Source organism: Streptomyces sp. NPDC049813, from assembly GCF_044465085.1.
GTDB lineage: Bacteria > Actinomycetota > Actinomycetes > Streptomycetales > Streptomycetaceae > Streptomyces.
Genome location: NZ_JBITLI010000006.1, coordinates 275,920 through 296,305, shown reverse-complemented (window position 1 = coordinate 296,305; position 20,386 = coordinate 275,920). Strand labels below are relative to the sequence as shown.

The following is a 20,386-nucleotide window of genomic DNA, read 5'->3' as shown; positions in this document are numbered from 1 at the left end:
ACCGCTCAGGTCTGAGCCATGTCCACGAAGCGCGAGTAGTGGCCCTGGAACGCGACCGTGATGGTGGCGGTCGGGCCGTTACGGTGCTTGCCGACGATGATGTCCGCCTCGCCCGCGCGCGGGGACTCCTTCTCGTACGCGTCCTCGCGGTGGAGCAGGATGACCATGTCCGCGTCCTGCTCGATGGAACCGGACTCACGCAGGTCGGAGACCATCGGTTTCTTGTCCGTGCGCTGCTCGGGCCCACGGTTCAGCTGGGAGAGCGCGATCACCGGGACCTCGAGCTCCTTGGCCAGCAGCTTGAGGTTTCGGGACATGTCCGAGACTTCCTGCTGACGGCTCTCGGACCGCTTCGAACCGCCGGCCTGCATCAGCTGCAGATAGTCGATGATCACGAGCTTGATGTCGTTGCGCTGCTTGAGCCGACGGCACTTCGCGCGGATCTCCATCATCGACAGGTTCGGCGAGTCGTCGATGTAGAGCGGCGCGGCCGAGACCTCCGGCATGCGGCGCGCGAGCCGCGTCCAGTCCTCGTCCGTCATCGTGCCGGACCGCATGTGGTGCAGGGCCACGCGCGCCTCGGCCGAGAGCAGGCGCATCGCGATCTCGTTGCGCCCCATCTCCAGGGAGAAGATGACGCTGGGCAGGTTGTGCTTGATGGACGCCGCCCGCGCGAAGTCGAGCGCGAGCGTCGACTTACCCATGGCCGGGCGGGCCGCGATGACGATCATCTGGCCCGGGTGCAGGCCGTTGGTGAGCGAGTCGAAGTCCGTGAAACCGGTCGGCACACCGGTCATCTCACCGCTGCGCGACCCGATCGCCTCGATCTCGTCGAGGGCGCCCTCCATGATGTCGCCGAGCGGCAGGTAGTCCTCGCTCGTGCGCTGCTCGGTGACCGCGTAGATCTCGGCCTGCGCCTTGTTGACGATCTCGTCGACGTCGTCGTCGGCCGCGTATCCCATCTGCGTGATCCGCGTACCGGCCTCGACGAGGCGGCGCAGGACGGCACGCTCATGGACGATCTCCGCGTAGTACTCGGCGTTGGCCGCCGTCGGGACCGTCTGGACGAGGGTGTGCAGATACGATGCGCCACCGACCTTGTTGATCTCCCCGCGCTTGGTCAGCTCCGCGGCGATGGTGATCGGGTCGGCCGGCTCGCCCTTGGCGTAGACGTCCAGGACGGCCTGGAAGATCATCTCGTGGGCCGGCTTGTAGAAGTCGGCGCCCTTCAGGACCTCGACGACATCCGCGATCGCGTCTTTGGACAGAAGCATGCCGCCGAGGACCGACTGCTCGGCGCCCAGGTCCTGCGGTGGCACCCGCTCGAAGGTGGCCGGCCCGTCGTCCCAGGCTCCGCCCTCGCGCCCGCGCTCATGCTCGTCGCCCTGGCCGCGGCCCCCACCGCGGCTCTGCCGGGAAGAAGGCAGGCGGTCACTGGGACCGCTGTCGGCCCAGGGGTCGTCCAAGGGCTCGGAAATACTCACCGGGCCACCTCCTCCCGTCCGCCGAGCGGACCTCGCCGTGCCTCACATTCCTACGGCACGACACTGACAAAACAAGGAGCCCGATTCCGGTTCTGACGCGACGGTTTTCAGAGGTTTCCGGGGCCGGAGGACACGGTGGGCGCCGCCCCACGGTAGGCCCGTCGGCACCGTCAGCCAATCTGGTTATCCACAGGCACTGTGGACGACGGGCCTCACGCTGTGGAGAACTTGGGAAAACCTGTGCACGACCCGGTGGACAGCCCTGTGAACAAGCCCTCAGGAGTTTCCGCACAGCGCCACTGACCTGCATGTATCCCGTCCACCGGCTGTGCAGAAGAAAAACTTTCCCGGTCGGCCCAAGATCATCGAAAGACCGGTTCCACCCCGCGCGCGAGCCCGGCTCAAGTAAGGGTCTCAATGCCATTGCATCTCTTACCTGTGGAAGATTAGATTGGTGCCCATGACACAGGCTTCCGTGACACCCCGCGCCGCCCGGCGACGGCACGACCGAGAGATCGTCGCCCTCGCCGTTCCCGCCTTCGGCGCACTCGTCGCGGAACCCCTCTTCCTCATGGCCGACAGCGCCATCGTCGGCCACCTCGGCACGGCCCAGCTGGCCGGGCTCGCCATCGCCTCGGCCCTCCTCACGACCGCCGTCAGCGTCTTCGTCTTCCTCGCCTACGCGACCACGGCCGCCGTCGCGCGCCGCGTCGGATCGGGCGACCTGCGCGCCGCGATCCAGCAGGGCATGGACGGGGTCTGGCTCGCCCTCCTCCTGGGCGCCGCCGTCATCGCGGTCGTCCTGCCCACCGCCCCCGGACTGATCGACCTCTTCGGCGCCTCCGACACAGCCGCCCCCTACGCGGTCACCTACCTGCGCATCTCCGCGCTCGGCATCCCCGCCATGCTCGTGGTCCTCGCCGCCACCGGCATCCTGCGCGGCCTGCAGAACACCAAGACCCCGCTCTACGTCGCCATCGCCGGCTTCGTCGCCAACGCCGTGCTCAACGTCGGGCTGGTCTACGGCGCCGACCTCGGCATCGCCGGCTCCGCCTGGGGAACCGTCATCGCCCAGCTCGGCATGGCCGCGGTCTACCTGACCGTGGTCGTCCGGGGAGCCCGCCGCCACGGCGCCTCCCTGCGTCCGGACGCCGCGGGCATCCGCGCCTGCGCCCAGGCCGGAGCGCCCCTGCTGGTCCGGACGCTCTCGCTGCGCGCGATCCTGATGATCGCCACGGCCGTGGCGGCCCGGCTCGGTGACGCCGACGTCGCCGCCCACCAGATCATCCTGTCCCTGTGGAGCCTGCTCGCCTTCGCCCTCGACGCCATCGCCATCGCCGGCCAGGCCATCATCGGCCGGTACCTCGGCGCCGACGACGCCGATGGCGCACGCGACGTCTGCCGACGCATGGTGCAGTGGGGCATCGCCGCCGGGGTGGCCCTCGCGGTGCTGGTCCTCGCCGCCCGCCCGGTGTACGTCCCGCTGTTCACCAGCGACCGGACCGTCCAGGACGCGGCCCTGATCGCGTTGATCGTCGTGGCCGTCGCCCAGCCCGTCTGCGGCATCGTGTACGTGCTCGATGGCGTCCTGATGGGTGCGGGGGACGGGCCGTACCTGGCCTGGGCCATGCTGGCCACCCTGGCGATCTTCACCCCGGTGGCCCTGCTCGTGCCGACACTCGGCGGTGGCCTCGCCGCGCTGTGGGGAGCCATGACGCTCATGATGGCGGTCCGCATGGTCACGCTCTGGACGCGCTACCGGTCCGGCCGCTGGGCCGTCACAGGCGCCACGCGCTGAGCGGCCCCGTCCAGGACAGTTGTCCCGTCCGGAACAGTTGGGCGTGCCGTTTCACGTGAAACGGCGCCCCGAGCCGGCCCGACCACAAGCGTGTGGGGCCGCACCCCGAAGGGTGCGGCCCCACATCTGCTTCAGCTCTGCTCAGGGCAGGGCTCAGGCAGCGACGACCTCGACGTTGACCTTGGCGGCAACCTCGGGGTGCAGACGCACGGACGTCTCGTGGGCGCCCAGCGTCTTGATCGGCGAGCCCAGCTCGACCCGACGCTTGTCGATCTTCGGGCCACCGGCAGCCTCGATCGCCGAAGCGACGTCGGCCGGGGTGACGGAACCGAAGAGACGACCGGCGTCGCCGGAGCGGACGGCCAGACGGACGTTCACACCTTCGAGCTTGGCCTTGATCTCGTTGGCCTGCTCGATCGTGGCGATCTCGTGGATCTTGCGCGCACGACGGATCTGCGCGACGTCCTTCTCGCCACCCTTGGTCCAGCGGATCGCGAAGTTCCGCGGGATCAGGTAGTTACGGGCGTACCCGTCCTTGACGTCGACGACCTCGCCGGCGGCACCGAGGCCGGAGACCTCGTGGGTAAGGATGATCTTCATGTTTCGGTCACCCTTTCCTTATCGCGCGGTGGACGTGTAGGGCAGCAGCGCCATCTCACGGCTGTTCTTCACGGCCGTGGCGACGTCACGCTGGTGCTGCGTGCAGTTGCCGGTCACGCGGCGGGCACGGATCTTGCCGCGGTCGGAAATGAACTTCCGCAGCATGTTCGTGTCCTTGTAGTCCACGTACGTGACCTTGTCCTTGCAGAAAGCGCAGACCTTCTTCTTCGGCTTGCGCACAGGCGGCTTCGCCATGGTGTATCTCCTGTGTGATCAAGAAGTGGGGGTACGGCCCACCTTCGGCCCGAGGGCTAGAAGGGGGGCTCGTCCGAGTAGCCGCCGCCGGAGCCGCCGGAGCTTCCGCCCCAGCCGCCACCGCCGCCGCCCTGCTGCTGGCCGCCGCCGGCAGGAGCACTGGTCGCCCAGGGGTCGTCGGCGGGAGCACCGCCGCCACCCTGCTGCTGGCCGCCGCCGGAGCCACCGCCCCAGCCGCCGCCCTGCTGGCCGCCGCCACCGCCGCCGCCGTAACCGCCCTGGCCACCGCGGCCGCTGGTCTTGGTGACCTTGGCCGTGGCGCTGCGCAGGCTGGCGCCGACTTCCTCGACGTCCAGCTCGTAGACCGTGCGCTTGACGCCCTCACGGTCCTCGTAGGACCGCTGCTTCAGCCGGCCCTGCACGATGACGCGCATGCCTCGCTGGAGCGACTCCGCGACGTTCTCCGCCGCCTGACGCCAGACCGAGCAGGTCAGGAACAGGCTCTCGCCGTCCTTCCACTCATTGGTCTGCCGGTCGAAGGTGCGGGGAGTGGACGCGACACGGAACTTCGCGACCGCCGCACCGGAGGGGGTGAAGCGCAGCTCGGGATCGTCGACAAGATTGCCGACGACCGTGATGACGGTCTCGCCTGCCATGGGGTACCTCTCGGCGGGTTTGCTGCGGACTGCTTGCTGCTACTCGAAATCCCAGGACCGCTGAACTAGGAAGTTCAGTGGGTCTCGGGACGGAGGACCTTGGTCCGGAGGACCGACTCGTTCAGGTTCATCTGCCGGTCGAGCTCCTTGACGACCGCAGGCTCCGCCTGCAGGTCGATGACCGAGTAGATGCCCTCGGGCTTCTTCTTGATCTCGTACGAGAGACGACGACGGCCCCAGGTGTCGACCTTCTCGACCTTTCCGTTGCCCTCACGGACGACGGAGAGGAAGTTCTCGATCAGCGGGGAGACAGCACGCTCCTCGAGATCGGGGTCGAGGATGACCATCACCTCGTAGTGACGCATGTGGAACCCACCTCCTTTGGACTCAGCGGCCACGGTCGTTCCGTGGCAGGAGGGTTGTTATGCGTGAGCGACGGTATCGGCGACCACTGACAATCCGCCCTCTCGGAGGAGAGTCGAGCCGATCAGTGGGTACTGGTCCTTCGTAGGGACAAGTGCAGACACCGTTGCAGACGGTACAGACTACCCGCACCGCGGCTTCCGGTTGAAATCCGGCAGCAGAGGACCGCAACCTGTACACGTCGGGTGTGTATGGCGCTACGATGCGCCGCCTTCCGCAGGAGGTGCCCTCATGGCACAAGCAATGCGACCGAACAGCACCAGCGCAGGCTCTCTCTTCGCCACGGACGGGAAGTCCCATCCGGTCCCGGACACCTTGCTCTGGGTGACCGCGGTGCTCGGCATCCTCGCCCTCGTCACCTCGCTCTGGCACAACCTCCACCTGCTCAGCTCCTGGGCCGGCCTCATCGGCATCTTCACCGGCGCCTACGGCCAGTACGTCTCCGTGACGACCCGGGAGCGCTTCGCCCTGATCATGGGTCTCGGCGCGTCCGCGGTCGGCTTCTTCATCGGTATGGCCCATGGCGGCCTCTTCGGCGGCGTCATCGGCTGAGGTCAGCCCTCTCAAGGGGCTCGACCTCCCATACGGCCAGTCGGGGCGCTCACAGGGCGCAGTAGGCTTCGCGCGAGAGCCGGAGCCCCTGTACCCATGGGGACACACCAGCCCGAGGAGCGCCCCGAATGAGCCTGACCCTGAGGACCATCAGCCGTGAGCAGCATCTGGCATACCTCCAGAGCCTGCCCGCGGCTAGCCACATGCAGGTCCCGGCCTGGGCTGATGTGAAGGCCGAATGGCGCTCGGAGAACATGGGCTGGTTCGACGACCGCACCGGCGAGATGGTCGGCGCGGGCCTGGTCCTCTACCGCCAGCTCCCCAAGATCAAGCGGTATCTCGCGTACCTCCCCGAGGGACCGGTGATCAACTGGTTCGCGCCCAACCTCGACGACTGGCTCCGCCCGATGCTGGCGCACCTCAAGCAGCAGGGCGCCTTCTCCGTGAAGATGGGCCCGCCCGTCATCATCCGGCGCTGGGAAGCCACGTCGATCAAGAAGGGCATCCAGGACCCGGATGTGAAGCGCCTGCGCGACATCGAGGCGGACTTCATCGAGCCCCGCGCCTTCGAGGTCGCCGACAAGCTGCGCCGCATGGGCTGGCAGCAGGGCGAGGACGGCGGCGCCGGCTTCGGCGACGTGCAGCCGCGCTACGTCTTCCAGGTGCCGCTCGCCAACCGCTCGCTCGAAGAGGTCCACAAGAACTTCAACCAGCTGTGGCGCCGCAACATCAAGAAGGCCGAGAAGGCGGGCGTCGAGGTCGTCCAGGGCGGCTACCAGGACCTCGCCGAGTGGCAGCGGCTGTACGAGATCACGGCCGTGCGCGACCACTTCCGGCCCCGCCCGCTCTCCTACTTCCAGCGCATGTGGACGGCTCTCAACTCCGAGGACCCCAACCGCATGCGGCTGTACTTCGCGCGCCACAACGGGGTGAACCTCTCGGCGGCGACGATGCTCGTCGTCGGCGGACACGTCTGGTACTCCTACGGCGCCTCCGACAACATCGGGCGCGAGGTCCGGCCCTCGAACGCGATGCAGTGGCGGATGCTCCGCGACTCCTACGCGCTCGGCGCCACGGTCTACGACCTGCGCGGCATCAGCGACTCCCTCGACGAGACCGACCACCTCTTCGGCCTGATCCAGTTCAAGGTCGGTACGGGTGGCGAGGCCGCCGAGTACCTCGGTGAGTGGGACTTCCCGCTCAACAAGCTGCTGCACAAGGCGCTGGACATGTACATGTCCCGACGCTGACCGCGGGCCGGGCACGACGTCCCGCGCGACCCGTCCCGGCACACCCCGCGCCGCCTTCCCGGCGGACCCGGCACAATTCACGTAGCTCCAAAGACTCTTCATACCTCTGATACACCGCAGCCACGAGAAAGGTTCCGGGACCGGCCATGGCGCTCACGCTCTACGTCGACACCGCGCGCTGGCGGGCACACCACAAGCACGTGCTCGAGCAGTTTCCGGGGCTCGTGCCCGTTTGCAAGGGCAACGGATATGGCTTCGGCCACGAACGGCTCGCGGAGGAGGCCACCCGCCTCGGCTCCGACATCCTCGCCGTCGGAACCACGTACGAAGCCGCCCGGATCAAGGACTGGTTCAGCGGCGACCTGCTGGTCCTGACCCCGTTCCGGCGGGGCGAGGAACCGGTTCCGCTGCCCGACCGCGTCATCCGCTCCGTCTCCTCCGTCGACGGCGTGCACGGCCTCGTCGGCGCCCGCGTCGTCATCGAGGTCATGTCCTCGATGAAGCGGCACGGCGTGACCGAGCAGGACCTGCCGCAGCTCGCCCACGCCATCCAGGACGTGCGCCTGGAGGGCTTCGCGATCCACCTGCCGCTCGACCGCACCGACGGCTCGGACGCCGTCGAGGAGGTCATCGGCTGGATGGACCGGCTGCGCGCGGCCCGGTTGCCGCTGCACACCATGTTCGTCAGCCATCTCAAGGCCGAGGAGCTGGCGCGGCTGCAGCAGCAGTTCCCGCAGACCCGCTTCCGTGCGCGGATCGGCACGCGGCTGTGGCTGGGCGACCACGAGGCGACCGAGTACCGCGGCGCCGTCCTGGACGTCACGCGGGTCGCGAAGGGCGACCGGTTCGGCTACCGCCAGCAGAAGGCGGCCTCCGACGGCTGGCTCGTGGTCGTGGCGGGCGGCACGTCGCACGGCGTGGGCCTGGAGGCCCCGAAGGCGCTGCACGGCGTCATGCCCCGCGCCAAGGGCGTCGCCCGCGCCGGCCTCGCGACGGTGAACCGCAACCTCGCGCCGTACGTCTGGTCCGGCAAGCAGCGCTGGTTCGCCGAGCCGCCGCACATGCAGGTGTCGATCCTGTTCGTGCCGTCGGACGCCGCCGAGCCGAAGGTGGGCGAGGAGCTGGTGGCCCATCTGCGTCACACCACCACGCAGTTCGACCGGCTCGTGGACCGCTGAGCCGCCTTCCACTGAAGACGAACGACATCGGGGCCGGGCACCTAGGAGGTGCCCGGCCCCGATGTCGTTCCCTGCGTGCGGGGTGTTCGCTCAGAGCGAACGACCCGGATCCTTGCCCCAGTTCACCGGCGGCGCCTGGTCCGCGCCATGGTCCGCGTGCCGTGGCGGGTGGGCGGCGTACCCCAGGACGAAGGCGTCCTCCGCGCCGTCCAGGACGCCGCCCGACGGGTCGTCCCCACCCGAGCGGCGCACCACGTCCCGGTCCGGCAGCCAGATGTCGCGGATGACGACGGCACACAGGTAGAGCGTCCCCACCAAGTGGGCGGCGATCGCCAGTTGATAGCCGTCGGTCGGCAGCCCCTGGTGCTTGTCCCCGCTGGTCGTGTAGGCGAGGTACAGCCAGATCCCCAGGAAGTAGGCGACCTCGCAGGCCTGCCAGATCAGGAAGTCCCGCCACTTCGGCCGCGCCAGGGCGGCGAGCGGGATCAGCCACAGGACGTACTGCGGCGAGTACACCTTGTTGGTGAGGATGAACGCGGCCACGACCAGGAAGGCCAGCTGGGCGAAGCGCGGGCGGCGCGGCGCGGTCAGTGTGAGGGCCGCGACGCCGAGGCAGGCGAGCACCATCAGGAGCGTGGCCAGCGTGTTGACCACGTCGGTGTCGAGCGGTGTGTCCCGGTGCTGGGAGATGATCAGCCAGAAGGAGCCGAAGTCCACGCCGCGCTCCTGGCTGAACGTGTAGAACTTCGACCAGCCGTCGCGCGCGAGGAGCATGACCGGCACGTTCACCACGAGCCACGAGAGCGCCGCACCGGCGGTCGCGACGACGAAGGACCGCCACTTGCCGGCCCGCCAGCACAGCACGAACAGCGGCCCGAGCAGCAGGACGGGGTAGAGCTTGGCGGCGGTCGCGAGTCCGAGCAGGACACCGAAGGCGAGCGCGCGGCCCCGCGACCACATCAGCATCGCGGCCGCTGTGAGCGCCACAGCGAAGAGATCCCAGTTGATGGTGGCCGTCAGCGCGAAGGCGGGCGCCAGGGCCACCAGAAGGCCGTCCCAGGGCCTGCGGCGGTGCGTGCGGGCGACGCAGACGGCGATGACCGCGGCGCAGATCATCAGCATCCCGGCGTTGACCATCCAGTACACCTGTTCCTGGTGCTGGATGGTGCCGCTGCCCGGCGTCAGCCAGGAGGCGACCTCCATGAAGACGCCGGTGAGCACCGGGTACTCGAGGTACTCCATGTCGCCGGGGAGCTTGTCGAAGTACGGCACCAGGCCGTCGGCGAACCCACGCCCCTGGTAGAGGTGCGGAATGTCCGAGTAGCACGCGTGCGTGTACTGGGAGCTCGCTCCGTAGAACCACGATCCGTCGTAGCAGGGGAACTTCTGGATCATGCCGAGCGCGAACATGCCGAGCATCACCAGGGCGATGACGCGGACCGGCGTCCACCACGAGCGGCCGATCAGCGCCCGCCGTCCGACGGGGCCGCCGATGAGCTCGCTGCCGGCCGCGGCGACCTCGTCCTCCCGGGTCGGCCGGACCGGCTCCGGCTCCTGTCGGCTCACATACGTCGTCTCAGCACTGGGCATGCCGCACATCCTGCCGTACGCGGCTGAGAAGACGGCGAGGGCCGGGCACTGACGGCGAGGACCGCTCCATCCCGCCTTGGGCCCCACCACCCGCCCCAGCAACGACTGAGGGCCGTGCGCGGGTTCCCGTCCGGGATCCGCGCACAGCCCTCAGGGCCTAGGTTCGAAGGGTCTATCCCGTCCCTCCGAAGAGGCCGCCGCCGTTCTGCTGGCCTCTGGGGTTCCCTGGCCCTTCGGTGGCGCTCTCCGTCGGCGACGAGGTCACCCCACCGTCCGTACCGCCGGCGTCGTTGCCGCCATTGGTCGTGCCGCCGTCGTCCTCGCCGCAGTTCCACGCCCACTTGCTGCACGACTCGCTGGTCGTCGGCGTCGGGCTGGTGGACGGCGTCGTGGAGGGCTCGACCGTCTTCGTCTCGGTCGGGGACGGCTTCACGGTCGGGGTCGGCGTCGGAGTGGGCGTCGGCGTGCCGACGATCTGACCGATCTTCTCGGGATCGGGGAAGTCCTTGTGGTCGACGCCCTTCAGGGCGGCCGCCGTGTAGTCCTTCCAGATCTGCGCCGGGATGTCACCACCGTGGATGGAGGTGACGCCACCCGTGCCGTTCATGGACAGCAGCTTCTTGCCGTTGGACCGGGGGTCGGTACGGAAGAGCGTGACGGCCGTCGAGAGCTCCGGGGTGTACCCCACGAACCAGGCCGACTTGTTCTCGTCCGTCGTACCGGTCTTGCCGGCGACGGGGAAGCCGATGTCGGCCACCTTCTTGCCCGTACCGTTCTTCACCACGTTCTGCAGGACATCGGTGACGTTGTCCGCCACGGACGCCGGCATGGCCTCGCTCGACTTCGGCTTCTCGAAGCCCGGAAGCGCGCTGCCGTTCTTGTCGACGGCCTTGGTGACGGAGTACGGCTCATAGTGCGTGCCTGACGTGGCGAACGACCCGTAGGCGTCCGCCATACGGATGGCGGACGGCGTGGAGGTACCCAGGGAGAAGGAGGCGTTGTTCAGGTTGCCCTGGTCGAAGCTGGACTCCAGGATGCCGGTCTTCGCGGCAAGCTCGCGTGTCTTGTCCAGGCCCACGTCGATGCCGAGCTGGACGAACGGCGAGTTGACCGACTGCTCCATGGCCTTGCGCAGGGTGATGTCGCCCCACGCCCTGGTGCTCTCGTTCTTCTGCCGGAACGGCGTGCCGTCGGCCGCCCGGATGGGCTCGCCGTTGCGGTCCTTGATCACGACGAGGTCGTTGCCGTTGTACAGGCTCATCGGCGAGATCGGCTTCTCGTCCGACTTGTAGGTGCCGTACTGCATCGCGGAGGCCAGTACGAAGGGCTTCCAGGTGGAGCCGACCGGCACACCCGCGGTGTTGGCGTTGTTCGTGTAGTGGTCCTGGTCGTAGCCCGCGCCGCCGTACAGGGCCACGATGGCGCCAGTGTTCGGATCGACCGAGCCGGCACCGAACTGGACGTACTTGTCCTTCTCCCGGTGCTTGGGGTCGAGGAAGGTGTCCTCGGTCGCCTTCACTGCCTTCTGCATATCTTCGACCTTCTTCTTGTTGAAGGTCGTGTAGATCTTGTAGCCGCCCATCTCCAGGGCCTCGGGCGTGATGTGGCTCTTCTTGGTGACGTAGTCCTTGGCGATGTCCACCAGGTAGCCGGTCTGCCCGGAGAGCGCGGACTTCTGCTTCTTGGTCTGCGGGAAGCCCTTGAGGCTGCTGCGCTCGGCCTCGGTCATGTTCCCGACCTCGACCTCACGGTCGGCGATCCACTTCCAGCGCGACTCGGCACGCGCCTTGTTGGCGGCCGGCGTCGCGGCCTCGCCGATGCCCCCGTCGGGGTTGTAGAGGTTCGGGCCCTTGAGCATCGAGGCGAGGAAGATGCTCTGCTCGGGCGTCAGGTCGCGGGAATTGGTGTCGAAGTAGGCGCGCGCAGCCGCCTGGATGCCGTAGGCGTTGCGCCCGAAGTACGCGGTGTTGAGGTACCCCTTGAGGATGTCGTCCTTGTCGACCGTGGCGCCGACCTTCACCGAGATGAAGAGTTCCTTCGCCTTACGGGAGATCGACTGCGACTGGTCGTCCAGCATCGCGTTCTTCACGTACTGCTGGGTGATGGTCGAACCACCCTGCGTCTGGCCGCCGCGCGCCATGTTGAACATCGCGCGCGCGATGCCCATCGGGTCCACGCCGGAGTCGTCGTAGAACGAGGCGTTCTCCGCCGAGATGACCGCGTTGCGCATGGACTTCGGGATCTCGTCCAGCGGCACGATCTGGCGGTTCTGCTTACCGCCCGTCGCGGCCATCTGCGTGCCGTCGTCCCAGTAGAAGACGTTCGACTGGGCCTGCGCCGCCTGCGCCTCGATCGGCACGGAGACGACCAGCAGGCCGATGCCGAACGCGCCGATCCCGAGCAGCATGAAGCCGAAGCACGTACCGACGACCTGCTTCCAGGACGGCACGAACCGGGCGGCGCCGTACTTGCCCGCGCGCGGGTAGTCGATGAACCGCTTCTTCTGCGGGCGCCCCGCGCCCCGGCCCCTGCCGCGGCCCGGGCCCTCGGGACCGCCGCCACCGCGGCGGCCTCCTCCGCCGGCGCCACCGCGCCCAGCCCCGCCCCCCTCGGGGGCGCCCCGGCGACGGCCTCCAGTGCCGCGCTGGGCGGCCCGGCGGGCCTCCGCACGGCCTCCCCAGGGCCGGTCCTCGTCGGGGCTGCCGTACGAGCCCGAGGAACTCGGGGGATCGTAGGAACCGGAGGGCGACGCGGTGCTGCCGCGGGGCGCCGCACGGCGGCCCGGCGGTTCTGCTGACGCTCCGCGTCGGGCCGCGGCGCGCCCGCCGCCCTGCGGCTGCGGCGGTTTGCGACGGTGCTCGCTCATCGAACGACTACTCCTCGGGCAGGCGCGGCCACGCGCGCCTGGAAACGGCGTCTGGTTTCCGGTCCCCCCGGAGTACGGATGCGCCGCTCCCGGCACTCACCCGCACTGCACCTGGGACAACGACGCCCCCAGGCATCACATGGTTCCCGGTGGTCTGCATGGCGGACAGACTACGCACCGTCAAAACCCACCGAGGGTCGAAGTTCACCCCAAAACAGGCAAGTTGCTTCCTTTGAATCCTTGATGTGACGCCGTTCACCGTGATCCCCCTTGTCGCAATCGGAGGGTCGTTCTATCGTCGAGATGTATCGAGCCGATACATCAGCACGACATAAAGAGTCGATACATGGGACCGCGACAGTGAGGAGGCGACGATGAGCCGGCGCTCCGGCATCCTTGAGTTCGCCGTACTCGGCCTGCTCCGCGAGTCCCCGATGCACGGCTATGAGCTGCGCAAACGACTCAATACGTCACTGGGCGTCTTCCGCGCCTTCAGTTACGGGACGCTGTACCCCTGCCTCAAGACGCTGGTCGCGAGCGGCTGGTTGATCGAGGAACCGGGTGCGGGTCCCGCTGACGGGCCCGCGGCACTCACGGGGCGTCGCGCCAAGATCGTCTACCGGTTGACGGCAGAAGGTAAGGAGCACTTCGAGGAACTGCTCTCGCAGACCGGCCCCGACGCCTACGAGGACGAGCACTTCGCCGCGCGTTTCGCCTTTTTCGGGCAGACGTCACGCGACGTACGCATGCGCGTGCTCGAAGGCCGTCGCAGCCGGCTGGAGGAGCGACTCGAAAAGATGCGCCTCTCCTTCGCCCGCACCCGGGAGCGCCTGGACGACTACACGCTCGAGTTGCAGCGCCACGGCATGGAGTCCGTGGAGCGCGAGGTGCGCTGGCTGAACGAGCTGATCGAGAGCGAGCGCGCGGGCCGCGACCAGCGCCGGCCGGGCCCGGGGGACGCAGCTCAGCAAGACACATCTGGAGAGACGGGCGGCCTGCCCCGGCACCGGGACAGCACCCGGCCGGATCCGTCCGACGACACCGCCACGTGAAGTCCGCTCAGGACTTCACCAGTACACACAGGGAGCAACCGGAATGGGTTCGGTTCGCGTAGCCATCGTTGGCGTGGGCAACTGCGCCGCCTCGCTGGTGCAGGGCGTCGAGTTCTACAAGGACGCAGACCCGGAGACCAAGGTCCCCGGCCTCATGCACGTCCAGTTCGGCGAGTACCACGTCGGTGACGTCGAGTTCGTCGCCGCGTTCGACGTCGACGCGAAGAAGGTCGGCCTGGACCTCGCGGACGCCATCGGCGCCTCCGAGAACAACACCATCAAGATCTGCGACGTCCCGAACTCGGGCGTGCAGGTCCAGCGTGGCCACACGCTGGACGGTCTGGGCAAGTACTACCGCGAGACGATCGAGGAGTCCGACGAGGCCCCGGTCGACGTCGTCCAGATCCTCAAGGACAAGCAGGTCGACGTTCTCGTCTGCTACCTGCCCGTCGGTTCCGAGGACGCGGCGAAGTTCTACGCCCAGTGCGCCATCGACGCCAAGGTCGCCTTCGTCAACGCCCTTCCGGTCTTCATCGCCGGCACCAAGGAGTGGGCTGACAAGTTCACCGAGGCGGGCGTCCCGATCGTCGGCGACGACATTAAGTCGCAGGTCGGCGCGACCATCACGCACCGCGTGATGGCGAAGCTGTTCGAGGACCGCGGTGTCCGTCTCGAGCGCACCATGCAGCTCAACGTCGGCGGCAACATGGACTTCAAGAACATGCTCGAGCGGGACCGCCTCGAGTCGAAGAAGATCTCGAAGACGCAGGCCGTCACCTCGCAGATCCGCGACCGTGAGCTGGGCGAGAAGAACGTCCACATCGGCCCGTCCGACTACGTCGCGTGGCTCGACGACCGCAAGTGGGCCTACGTCCGCCTCGAGGGTCGCGCCTTCGGCGAGGTCCCGCTGAACCTGGAGTACAAGCTCGAGGTCTGGGACTCCCCGAACTCCGCGGGTGTCATCATCGACGCCCTGCGCGCCGCGAAGATCGCCAAGGACCGCGGCATCGGCGGCCCGATCCTCTCCGCCTCCTCGTACTTCATGAAGTCCCCGCCGGTGCAGTACTTCGACGACGAGGCCTACGAGAACGTCGAGAAGTTCATCAAGGGCGAGGTCGAGCGCTGACCTTCCTCCGGACGCGGTGTTTCACGTGAAACACCGCGTCACCTGAGGGCTGTCGAGGCCCCCGGACCGCACCCTCCGTGCGACCCGGGGGCCTTCCCCTATGTGAGGCTGTGCCCATGGCTGTCGTTGGTGACCTGCGCGTCCTGTTGCGCCTGCGCGACTTCCGGCGTCTCCTCGCGCTTCGCCTGCTCTCTCAGGGCGCGGACGGCGTCTACCAGGTCGCCCTGGCCACGTACGTCGTCTTCTCCCCCGAGAAGCAGACCTCGCCCGGCGCCATTGCCTCGGCGATGGCCGTCCTGCTGCTGCCCTACTCCCTCGTGGGCCCCTTCGCGGGCGTTCTCCTCGACCGCTGGCGCCGCCGCCAGGTCTTCCTCTACGGCAACCTGCTGCGGGTACTGCTGGCCTCCGCGACAGCCGCCCTCATGCTGAGTCACGCGCCGGACTGGCTGTTCTACGCCTCCGCCCTGTGCGTCACCGCGGTCAACCGCTTCGTCCTCGCCGGGCTCTCGGCCGCGCTGCCCCGCGTCGTCGACGCCGACCGCCTCGTGGTGGCCAATTCGCTCTCACCGACAGCGGGGACCCTCGCCGCGACGCTCGGCGGCGGGCTCGCCTTCGTCGTGCGCCTCGTCGGCCCGGACTCGGACGCGGCAGTCGTGCTGGCTGGCGCCGCCCTCTACCTCTGCGCCGCACTGGCCTCGCTCCGCCTCGGGACAGAGCTCCTCGGGCCGGATCCGGAACTGGTGCGGCCACGGCTCGGGACGGCGCTGTCAGGCACAGCACGGGACCTGCGCGACGGCGTACGCCATCTCGCCTCCCGGCGCCCCGCGGCGCGCGCACTGGCCGCGATCACGGTCATGCGGTTCTGCTACGGCGCCCTGCTCGTGATGGTCCTCATGCTGTGCCGGTACGCCTGGTCGTCCACGGAGTCCGAAGGGCTGGCGCTCCTCGGCCTCGCCCTGGGCATCTCAGGAGCGGGGTTCTTCGTCGCGGCGCTCGTGACCCCCACCGCCACAGGGCGGTTCGGAGCGGGCGGCTGGATCGCGGTCTGCGCCGGGCTGGCCGCCGTCCTGGAGCTCGCCCTGGGGCTTCCCTTCGAACCCGCCCCCACTTTGGTGGCTGCCTTCGTCCTGGGACTCACGACTCAAGGCGCGAAGATCGCCACCGACACGGTCGTGCAGTCCTCGGTCGACGACGGCTTTCGCGGACGGGTCTTCTCCGTCTATGACGTGCTCTTCAACATCTCGTTCGTCGGCGCGGCCGCAGTAGCCGCCCTGATGCTGCCGCCCGACGGGCGCTCGGTGCCCTTGGTGGCGCTCGTCGCGGGGCTCTACGGCGCCGTCGCCCTCATCACGGTCCGCTTCGACTCCCAGGTGAAGAACACCGTCTGACACGGACGCCGACGCACATGTTTCACGTGAAACATCGGCGCGCTCCAGGAAGGTTCATGACACGTCGGGGCTGTTTCACGTGAAACAGCCCCGACGTGTCACCCGGTGCCCGTCCTAGTCCTGCGGACGCTCCGCCCACCACTCCTTGAGCGCCGCAACGGCCGCTTCCTGCTCCATCGGCCCGTTCTCCAGGCGCAGCTCCAGCAGGAACTTGTACGCCTGGCCGATCGCGGGGCCCGGCCCGATACCCAGGATCTCCATGATCTGGTTGCCGTCGAGGTCCGGGCGGATCGAGTCCAGCTCCTCCTGCTCCTGCAGCCGGGCGACGCGCTCTTCGAGTCCGTCGTAGGCGCGGGACAGGGCATTCGCCTTGCGCTTGTTGCGTGTCGTGCAGTCGGACCTGGTCAGCTTGTGCAGCCGCTCCAGCAGGGGACCGGCATCCCGCACGTAGCGACGTACCGCGGAGTCCGTCCACTCACCGGTGCCGTACCCGTGGAAGCGCAGGTGCAGCTCGACGAGGCGCGAGACGTCCTTCACGAGCTCGTTGGAGTACTTGAGCGCTGTCATGCGCTTCTTCGTCATCTTGGCGCCGACCACCTCATGGTGGTGGAAGGAGACGCGCCCGTCCGGCTCGAAGCGGCGCGTCCGCGGCTTGCCGATATCGTGCAGCAGCGCGGCGAGGCGCAGCGTCAGGTCGGGACCGTCGGTCTCCAGGGCCATGGCCTGCTCGAGCACGATCAGCGAGTGGTCGTAGACGTCCTTGTGCCGGTGGTGCTCGTCCCGCTCGAGGCGCAGGGCGGGCAGTTCGGGCAGGACGTGGTCGGCCAGGCCCGTGTCGACCAAGAGGGTCAGGCCCTTGCGGGGGTGCGTGGAGAGGATCAGCTTGTTCAGCTCGTCCCGCACGCGCTCCGCCGAGACGATCTCGATCCGTCCGGCCATGGCCGTCATCGCGGCGACGACGCCGGGATCCACCTCGAAGTCGAGCTGCGCGGCGAAACGCGCGGCCCGCATCATGCGCAGCGGGTCGTCGGAGAAGGAGTCCTCGGGCGTGCCCGGTGTGCGCAGGACGCGCGCCGCCAGATCCTCGAGACCGCCGTGCGGGTCGATGAACTCCTTCTCCGGAAGGGCCACCGCCATCGCGTTCACGGTGAAGTCGCGCCGCACGAGGTCTTCCTCGATGGACTGCCCGTACGACACCTCGGGCTTGCGCGACGTGCCGTCGTACGCCTCGGACCGGTACGTCGTGACCTCGACCTGGAAACTCTGCTCGACGTCGCCGACGCGGGCGTCCTTCTGGCAGCCGACGGTGCCGAAGGCGATCCCGACCTCCCAGACCGCGTCGGCCCACGGTCGGACGATCTTCAGTACGTCCTCGGGCCGGGCGTCCGTCGTGAAGTCCAGGTCGTTGCCGAGCCGGCCGAGCAGTGCGTCCCGGACCGAGCCGCCGACCAGGGCGAGAGAGAACCCGGCCTCCTGGAATCGGCGGGCGAGGTCGTCTGCGACAGGCGAGACCCGCAGCAGCTCGCTGACCGCGAGGCGCTGCACCTGGCTCAGGGCACTGGGGGTGTCTTCATTGGCGTTCGGCACAACAGGACAGGGTACGTGCCGCGGAGCACCCGGACCGAACCGTTTCCCGGGGCCGTGGCACGGCCCACCGCGGCGGCCCCCTACCCTGGCTCCACGATCTTGTGGAGCGGACCGGGGCACTCAGCCACAGTGCGCCTCGTTACCATGCGTGGACACATCTGCGACCACTGACGACGACGAGGGACGGACGAGCGCGTGGCCGAGGCGGCAGACTTCCCAGGGATGAGTCCCTCTCCTGCCCGCCGTCTGCTGCGGCGCACCGGCGTACTGCTCGCCGCGGCGCCGCTCCTGACCGCGCTGCCCCTGCTGTCCGGTGCCGCCCCCGCGGCGGCCTCCGCTCCCACGACCGCCGCCGCGAAGGCGAGCGGCACGAGCACGGTCGACGTGGCCGTGAACCAGCTCTCGCCCACCGCGCCGACCGCGCAGGACACCCTCACGGTTCGCGGCACGGTCAAGAACAACGGCAAGCAGGCCGTCACCGGCGCGCATCTGGGCCTGCGGGTCGGCACCTCCTACGGGGCGCGCTCGTCGCTCGACGCCGCCGCGAAGAGCGGCACGGGCGGCTCCCCCGACGGCACGGAGGTCGCCAGCAAGTACGCCCGGAAGGTCGCGAAGCTGGCGCCCGGCGCCACGCAGGACTTCGCCCTGTCGGTGCCGGTCAAGGAGCTGCACCTCGGCGCCGACGGGGTCTACCAGATCAGCGTCGCCCTCATGGGCCAGACGGCCGCTCTGCCGTTCCAGCAGACGCTCGGCATCCAGCGGACCTTCCTGCCCTGGCAGCCCTCCGGCGGCGGCACCAAGACGCGGACGACGGCCTTGTGGCCGCTGATCTCCGACACCCACCTCACCGCCGAGACCGGCACGAACGAGCAGCAGACGCCCGTCTTCAACGACGACAGCCTCGCCAGGGAGATCGCCCCCGGCGGTCGCCTCCAGCAGATGCTGGCGCTCGGCGACGACCTCGACGTCACCTGGGTGATCGACCCGGACCTGCTCGCCTCCGTCGACGCGATGACGGAGACGTACAAGATCAAGGGCGCCGACGGGGAGTTCACGACCGGCAAGGACCAGGCGATCGCCAAGGAGTGGCTGGCCGACCTGCAGAAGGCCGTCGAGGACCGCAAGGTGGTCACCCTGCCGTTCGCCGATCCGGACCTGGCGTCCCTCGCGCACTCGGGCACCAAGATCACCGGCTCGCTCGGCCACCTCAAGGACGCCACGGACGCCGCCGTCTCCACGGTGGACACGATCCTGCACGTGAAGGCCGACACGTCCTACGCATGGCCCGCCGAAGGCGCGGTCGACCCGGACATCGTCCAGGTCGCCACCTCCGCGGGCGCCGACAAGATCATCGCGCGCAGCGACTCCTTCCGGGAGACCGGCGGCCTCACGTACACCCCGTCGGCCGCGCGGCCCATCGGCGGCGGCGCCACGGCCGTGGTCGCCGACGCCCGGCTGTCCACGGCGTTCCAGGGCGACATGACCCGCGCCGAGAACTCCACACTGGCCGTCCAGGAGTTCCTGGCCCAGAGCCTGATGCTCACCAGGCAGACGGACCGGCAGCGCAGCGTCGTGGTGGCCCCGCAGCGGATGCCCACCACGAGTCAGGCCCACGCGATGGCCAAGGCACTGCACGCGCTCCAGGACAGCACCTGGTCGCAGCCGCAGAGCCTGTCGGCCGCCACCACGGCCAAGCCCGATCCGGGCGCGACCACACGGGTCCCCAGGACCTACCCGAAGTCGCTGACCGGGCAGGAACTGTCGGACGCGGCGTTCCGGCAGATCCAGGGCACCCAGGACGACCTCGAGAACTTCAAGGTCGTCCTGACCGACCAGTCGCGCGTGGTGACGCCCTTCGGACGGGCGATGGACCGCGAGATGTCCACGTCCTGGCGGGGCAGGGCCGGCGCCTCCGCGTCGTTCCGCGACGGTGTCGCGGCGTACCTCTTCGACATCACCAATCAGGTCAAGCTGATCGACAAGTCCGGGATGCGGCTGTCGGGGCGCAGCGCGACCATCCCGGTGTCCGTGCAGAACAACCTGTGGCAGGACGTCGACCACCTCGTCCTGCGCCTCACGTCCGCCAACGGCACCCGCCTCAAGATCGGCGACGGCATCTCCGAGGACCAGGCGGTGAAGATCGCCAGTGGCCACAGCCAGTCAGTGAAGTTCACCACCACCGCCAAGGCCACCGGACCGATCACCGTCCACGCCCAGCTCTTCACCGAGGACGGCCGGCCCTACGGCGAAGAGATCGACTTCAAGGTGGACGCCACCGAGATCACGCCGACCGTGATGCTCGTCATCGGCGGCGGCGTCCTCCTGCTGGTCCTGGCCGGTTTCCGCATGTACACCCAGCGCAAGCGCGCCGCGGCCGCGCAGCAGCCTGCGGACGGCCCGCAGGACGCAGGAACCGCGGCAGCGCCGGACGAGTCACAGGATGCGAAGTCTCCCACCGCGCTCGCGGACGTTCCGGAGCAGCCGAGTGACCCGACGGCGGACACCGCTCCGGAAAGCGCGGCCCCGTCGGGCCCGGGTGAGAGAGTGGACCGTTGAGCGATGTCGTGGCCGGTGGGCCGGG

16 protein-coding genes are annotated in these 20,386 nt (G+C 68.9%); 8 read left to right on the top strand and 8 right to left on the bottom strand.

Going from position 1 to position 20,386, the window contains the following annotated elements; genetic code table 11:
- Positions 1-5: 5 nt before the first annotated feature.
- A complete protein-coding gene (gene dnaB / locus ACIBW6_RS16230) occupies positions 6-1,484 on the bottom strand; it encodes a replicative DNA helicase (RefSeq protein WP_399059958.1) in 1,479 nt (492 codons plus the stop codon).
- Positions 1,485-1,944: 460 nt separating this feature from the next.
- Here dnaB and ACIBW6_RS16225 point away from each other — a divergent pair, with 460 nt between their 5' ends.
- Positions 1,945-3,282 carry an MATE family efflux transporter gene (locus tag ACIBW6_RS16225; protein ID WP_399059957.1) on the top strand — a complete coding sequence of 446 codons (1,338 nt, stop codon included), beginning with the start codon at positions 1,945-1,947 and terminating at the stop codon, positions 3,280-3,282.
- A gap of 153 nt (positions 3,283-3,435) precedes the next feature.
- Here the strand turns inward: ACIBW6_RS16225 and rplI are convergent, their stop codons facing one another.
- From rplI to rpsF, 4 genes are all read right to left on the bottom strand, one after another.
- Positions 3,436-3,882 carry a 50S ribosomal protein L9 gene (rplI, locus tag ACIBW6_RS16220; RefSeq protein ID WP_324774709.1) on the bottom strand — a complete coding sequence of 149 codons (447 nt, stop codon included), beginning with the start codon at positions 3,880-3,882 and terminating at the stop codon, positions 3,436-3,438.
- Positions 3,883-3,900: 18 nt separating this feature from the next.
- A complete protein-coding gene (rpsR, locus tag ACIBW6_RS16215; RefSeq protein ID WP_003949403.1) occupies positions 3,901-4,137 on the bottom strand; it encodes a 30S ribosomal protein S18 in 237 nt (78 codons plus the stop codon).
- Positions 4,138-4,193: 56 nt separating this feature from the next.
- Positions 4,194-4,793 carry a single-stranded DNA-binding protein gene (locus ACIBW6_RS16210; protein WP_399059956.1) on the bottom strand — a complete coding sequence of 200 codons (600 nt, stop codon included), beginning with the start codon at positions 4,791-4,793 and terminating at the stop codon, positions 4,194-4,196.
- A gap of 74 nt (positions 4,794-4,867) precedes the next feature.
- On the bottom strand, positions 4,868-5,158 hold the full coding sequence (gene rpsF, locus ACIBW6_RS16205; protein ID WP_006604399.1) for a 30S ribosomal protein S6: 291 nt from the start codon (positions 5,156-5,158) through the stop codon (positions 4,868-4,870).
- 289 nt (positions 5,159-5,447) lie between these two features.
- Here rpsF and ACIBW6_RS16200 point away from each other — a divergent pair, with 289 nt between their 5' ends.
- The 3 genes from ACIBW6_RS16200 to ACIBW6_RS16190 all read left to right on the top strand — a co-directional run bounded on the left by ACIBW6_RS16200 (position 5,448) and on the right by ACIBW6_RS16190 (position 8,196).
- Positions 5,448-5,768 carry a hypothetical protein gene (locus tag ACIBW6_RS16200; RefSeq protein ID WP_399059955.1) on the top strand — a complete coding sequence of 107 codons (321 nt, stop codon included), beginning with the start codon at positions 5,448-5,450 and terminating at the stop codon, positions 5,766-5,768.
- Between the two features lie 128 nt (positions 5,769-5,896).
- Complete coding sequence (femX, locus tag ACIBW6_RS16195) at positions 5,897-7,018, top strand: peptidoglycan bridge formation glycyltransferase FemX (RefSeq protein ID WP_399059954.1); 1,122 nt, start codon at positions 5,897-5,899, stop codon at positions 7,016-7,018.
- Positions 7,019-7,164: 146 nt separating this feature from the next.
- Entirely contained in the window at positions 7,165-8,196 is a 1,032-nt protein-coding gene (locus tag ACIBW6_RS16190) for an alanine racemase (protein WP_324774694.1), read from the top strand.
- A gap of 90 nt (positions 8,197-8,286) precedes the next feature.
- On the opposite strand, the gene ACIBW6_RS16185 is transcribed toward ACIBW6_RS16190, so the two are convergent.
- Positions 8,287-9,795 carry a glycosyltransferase family 87 protein gene (locus ACIBW6_RS16185; protein ID WP_399059953.1) on the bottom strand — a complete coding sequence of 503 codons (1,509 nt, stop codon included), beginning with the start codon at positions 9,793-9,795 and terminating at the stop codon, positions 8,287-8,289.
- A gap of 163 nt (positions 9,796-9,958) precedes the next feature.
- Positions 9,959-12,652: a transglycosylase domain-containing protein gene (locus tag ACIBW6_RS16180; RefSeq protein ID WP_399059952.1), complete on the bottom strand. Its 2,694-nt coding sequence runs from the start codon at positions 12,650-12,652 to the stop codon at positions 9,959-9,961.
- 374 nt (positions 12,653-13,026) lie between these two features.
- Here ACIBW6_RS16180 and ACIBW6_RS16175 point away from each other — a divergent pair, with 374 nt between their 5' ends.
- The 3 genes from ACIBW6_RS16175 (at position 13,027) to ACIBW6_RS16165 (ending at position 16,218) form a co-directional block, all read left to right on the top strand.
- Positions 13,027-13,704 carry a helix-turn-helix transcriptional regulator gene (locus ACIBW6_RS16175; RefSeq protein WP_399059951.1) on the top strand — a complete coding sequence of 226 codons (678 nt, stop codon included), beginning with the start codon at positions 13,027-13,029 and terminating at the stop codon, positions 13,702-13,704.
- 43 nt (positions 13,705-13,747) lie between these two features.
- Positions 13,748-14,830, top strand: coding sequence for an inositol-3-phosphate synthase (locus ACIBW6_RS16170; protein WP_399059950.1), 1,083 nt, complete (start codon positions 13,748-13,750; stop codon positions 14,828-14,830).
- A gap of 116 nt (positions 14,831-14,946) precedes the next feature.
- On the top strand, positions 14,947-16,218 hold the full coding sequence (locus tag ACIBW6_RS16165) for an MFS transporter (RefSeq protein WP_399059949.1): 1,272 nt from the start codon (positions 14,947-14,949) through the stop codon (positions 16,216-16,218).
- A gap of 114 nt (positions 16,219-16,332) precedes the next feature.
- Here the strand turns inward: ACIBW6_RS16165 and ACIBW6_RS16160 are convergent, their stop codons facing one another.
- Positions 16,333-17,805 carry a CCA tRNA nucleotidyltransferase gene (locus ACIBW6_RS16160; RefSeq protein WP_399059948.1) on the bottom strand — a complete coding sequence of 491 codons (1,473 nt, stop codon included), beginning with the start codon at positions 17,803-17,805 and terminating at the stop codon, positions 16,333-16,335.
- 195 nt (positions 17,806-18,000) lie between these two features.
- Here ACIBW6_RS16160 and ACIBW6_RS16155 point away from each other — a divergent pair, with 195 nt between their 5' ends.
- Positions 18,001-20,361, top strand: coding sequence for a DUF6049 family protein (locus tag ACIBW6_RS16155; protein WP_399059947.1), 2,361 nt, complete (start codon positions 18,001-18,003; stop codon positions 20,359-20,361).
- The last annotated feature ends 25 nt before the right edge of the window (positions 20,362-20,386 follow it).

Coding starts and splice junctions, on each gene's coding strand:
- ACIBW6_RS16165 (WP_399059949.1), top strand. CDS start 14,947: ATGGCTGTCGTTGGTGACCTGCGCGTCCTGTTGCGCCTGCGCGACTTC.
- rpsF (WP_006604399.1), bottom strand. CDS start 5,158: ATGCGTCACTACGAGGTGATGGTCATCCTCGACCCCGATCTCGAGGAG.
- ACIBW6_RS16190 (WP_324774694.1), top strand. CDS start 7,165: ATGGCGCTCACGCTCTACGTCGACACCGCGCGCTGGCGGGCACACCAC.
- ACIBW6_RS16200 (WP_399059955.1), top strand. CDS start 5,448: ATGGCACAAGCAATGCGACCGAACAGCACCAGCGCAGGCTCTCTCTTC.
- rpsR (WP_003949403.1), bottom strand. CDS start 4,137: ATGGCGAAGCCGCCTGTGCGCAAGCCGAAGAAGAAGGTCTGCGCTTTC.
- ACIBW6_RS16170 (WP_399059950.1), top strand. CDS start 13,748: ATGGGTTCGGTTCGCGTAGCCATCGTTGGCGTGGGCAACTGCGCCGCC.
- ACIBW6_RS16175 (WP_399059951.1), top strand. CDS start 13,027: ATGAGCCGGCGCTCCGGCATCCTTGAGTTCGCCGTACTCGGCCTGCTC.
- ACIBW6_RS16180 (WP_399059952.1), bottom strand. CDS start 12,652: ATGAGCGAGCACCGTCGCAAACCGCCGCAGCCGCAGGGCGGCGGGCGC.
- rplI (WP_324774709.1), bottom strand. CDS start 3,882: ATGAAGATCATCCTTACCCACGAGGTCTCCGGCCTCGGTGCCGCCGGC.
- ACIBW6_RS16185 (WP_399059953.1), bottom strand. CDS start 9,795: ATGTGCGGCATGCCCAGTGCTGAGACGACGTATGTGAGCCGACAGGAG.
- ACIBW6_RS16225 (WP_399059957.1), top strand. CDS start 1,945: ATGACACAGGCTTCCGTGACACCCCGCGCCGCCCGGCGACGGCACGAC.
- femX (WP_399059954.1), top strand. CDS start 5,897: ATGAGCCTGACCCTGAGGACCATCAGCCGTGAGCAGCATCTGGCATAC.
- ACIBW6_RS16210 (WP_399059956.1), bottom strand. CDS start 4,793: ATGGCAGGCGAGACCGTCATCACGGTCGTCGGCAATCTTGTCGACGAT.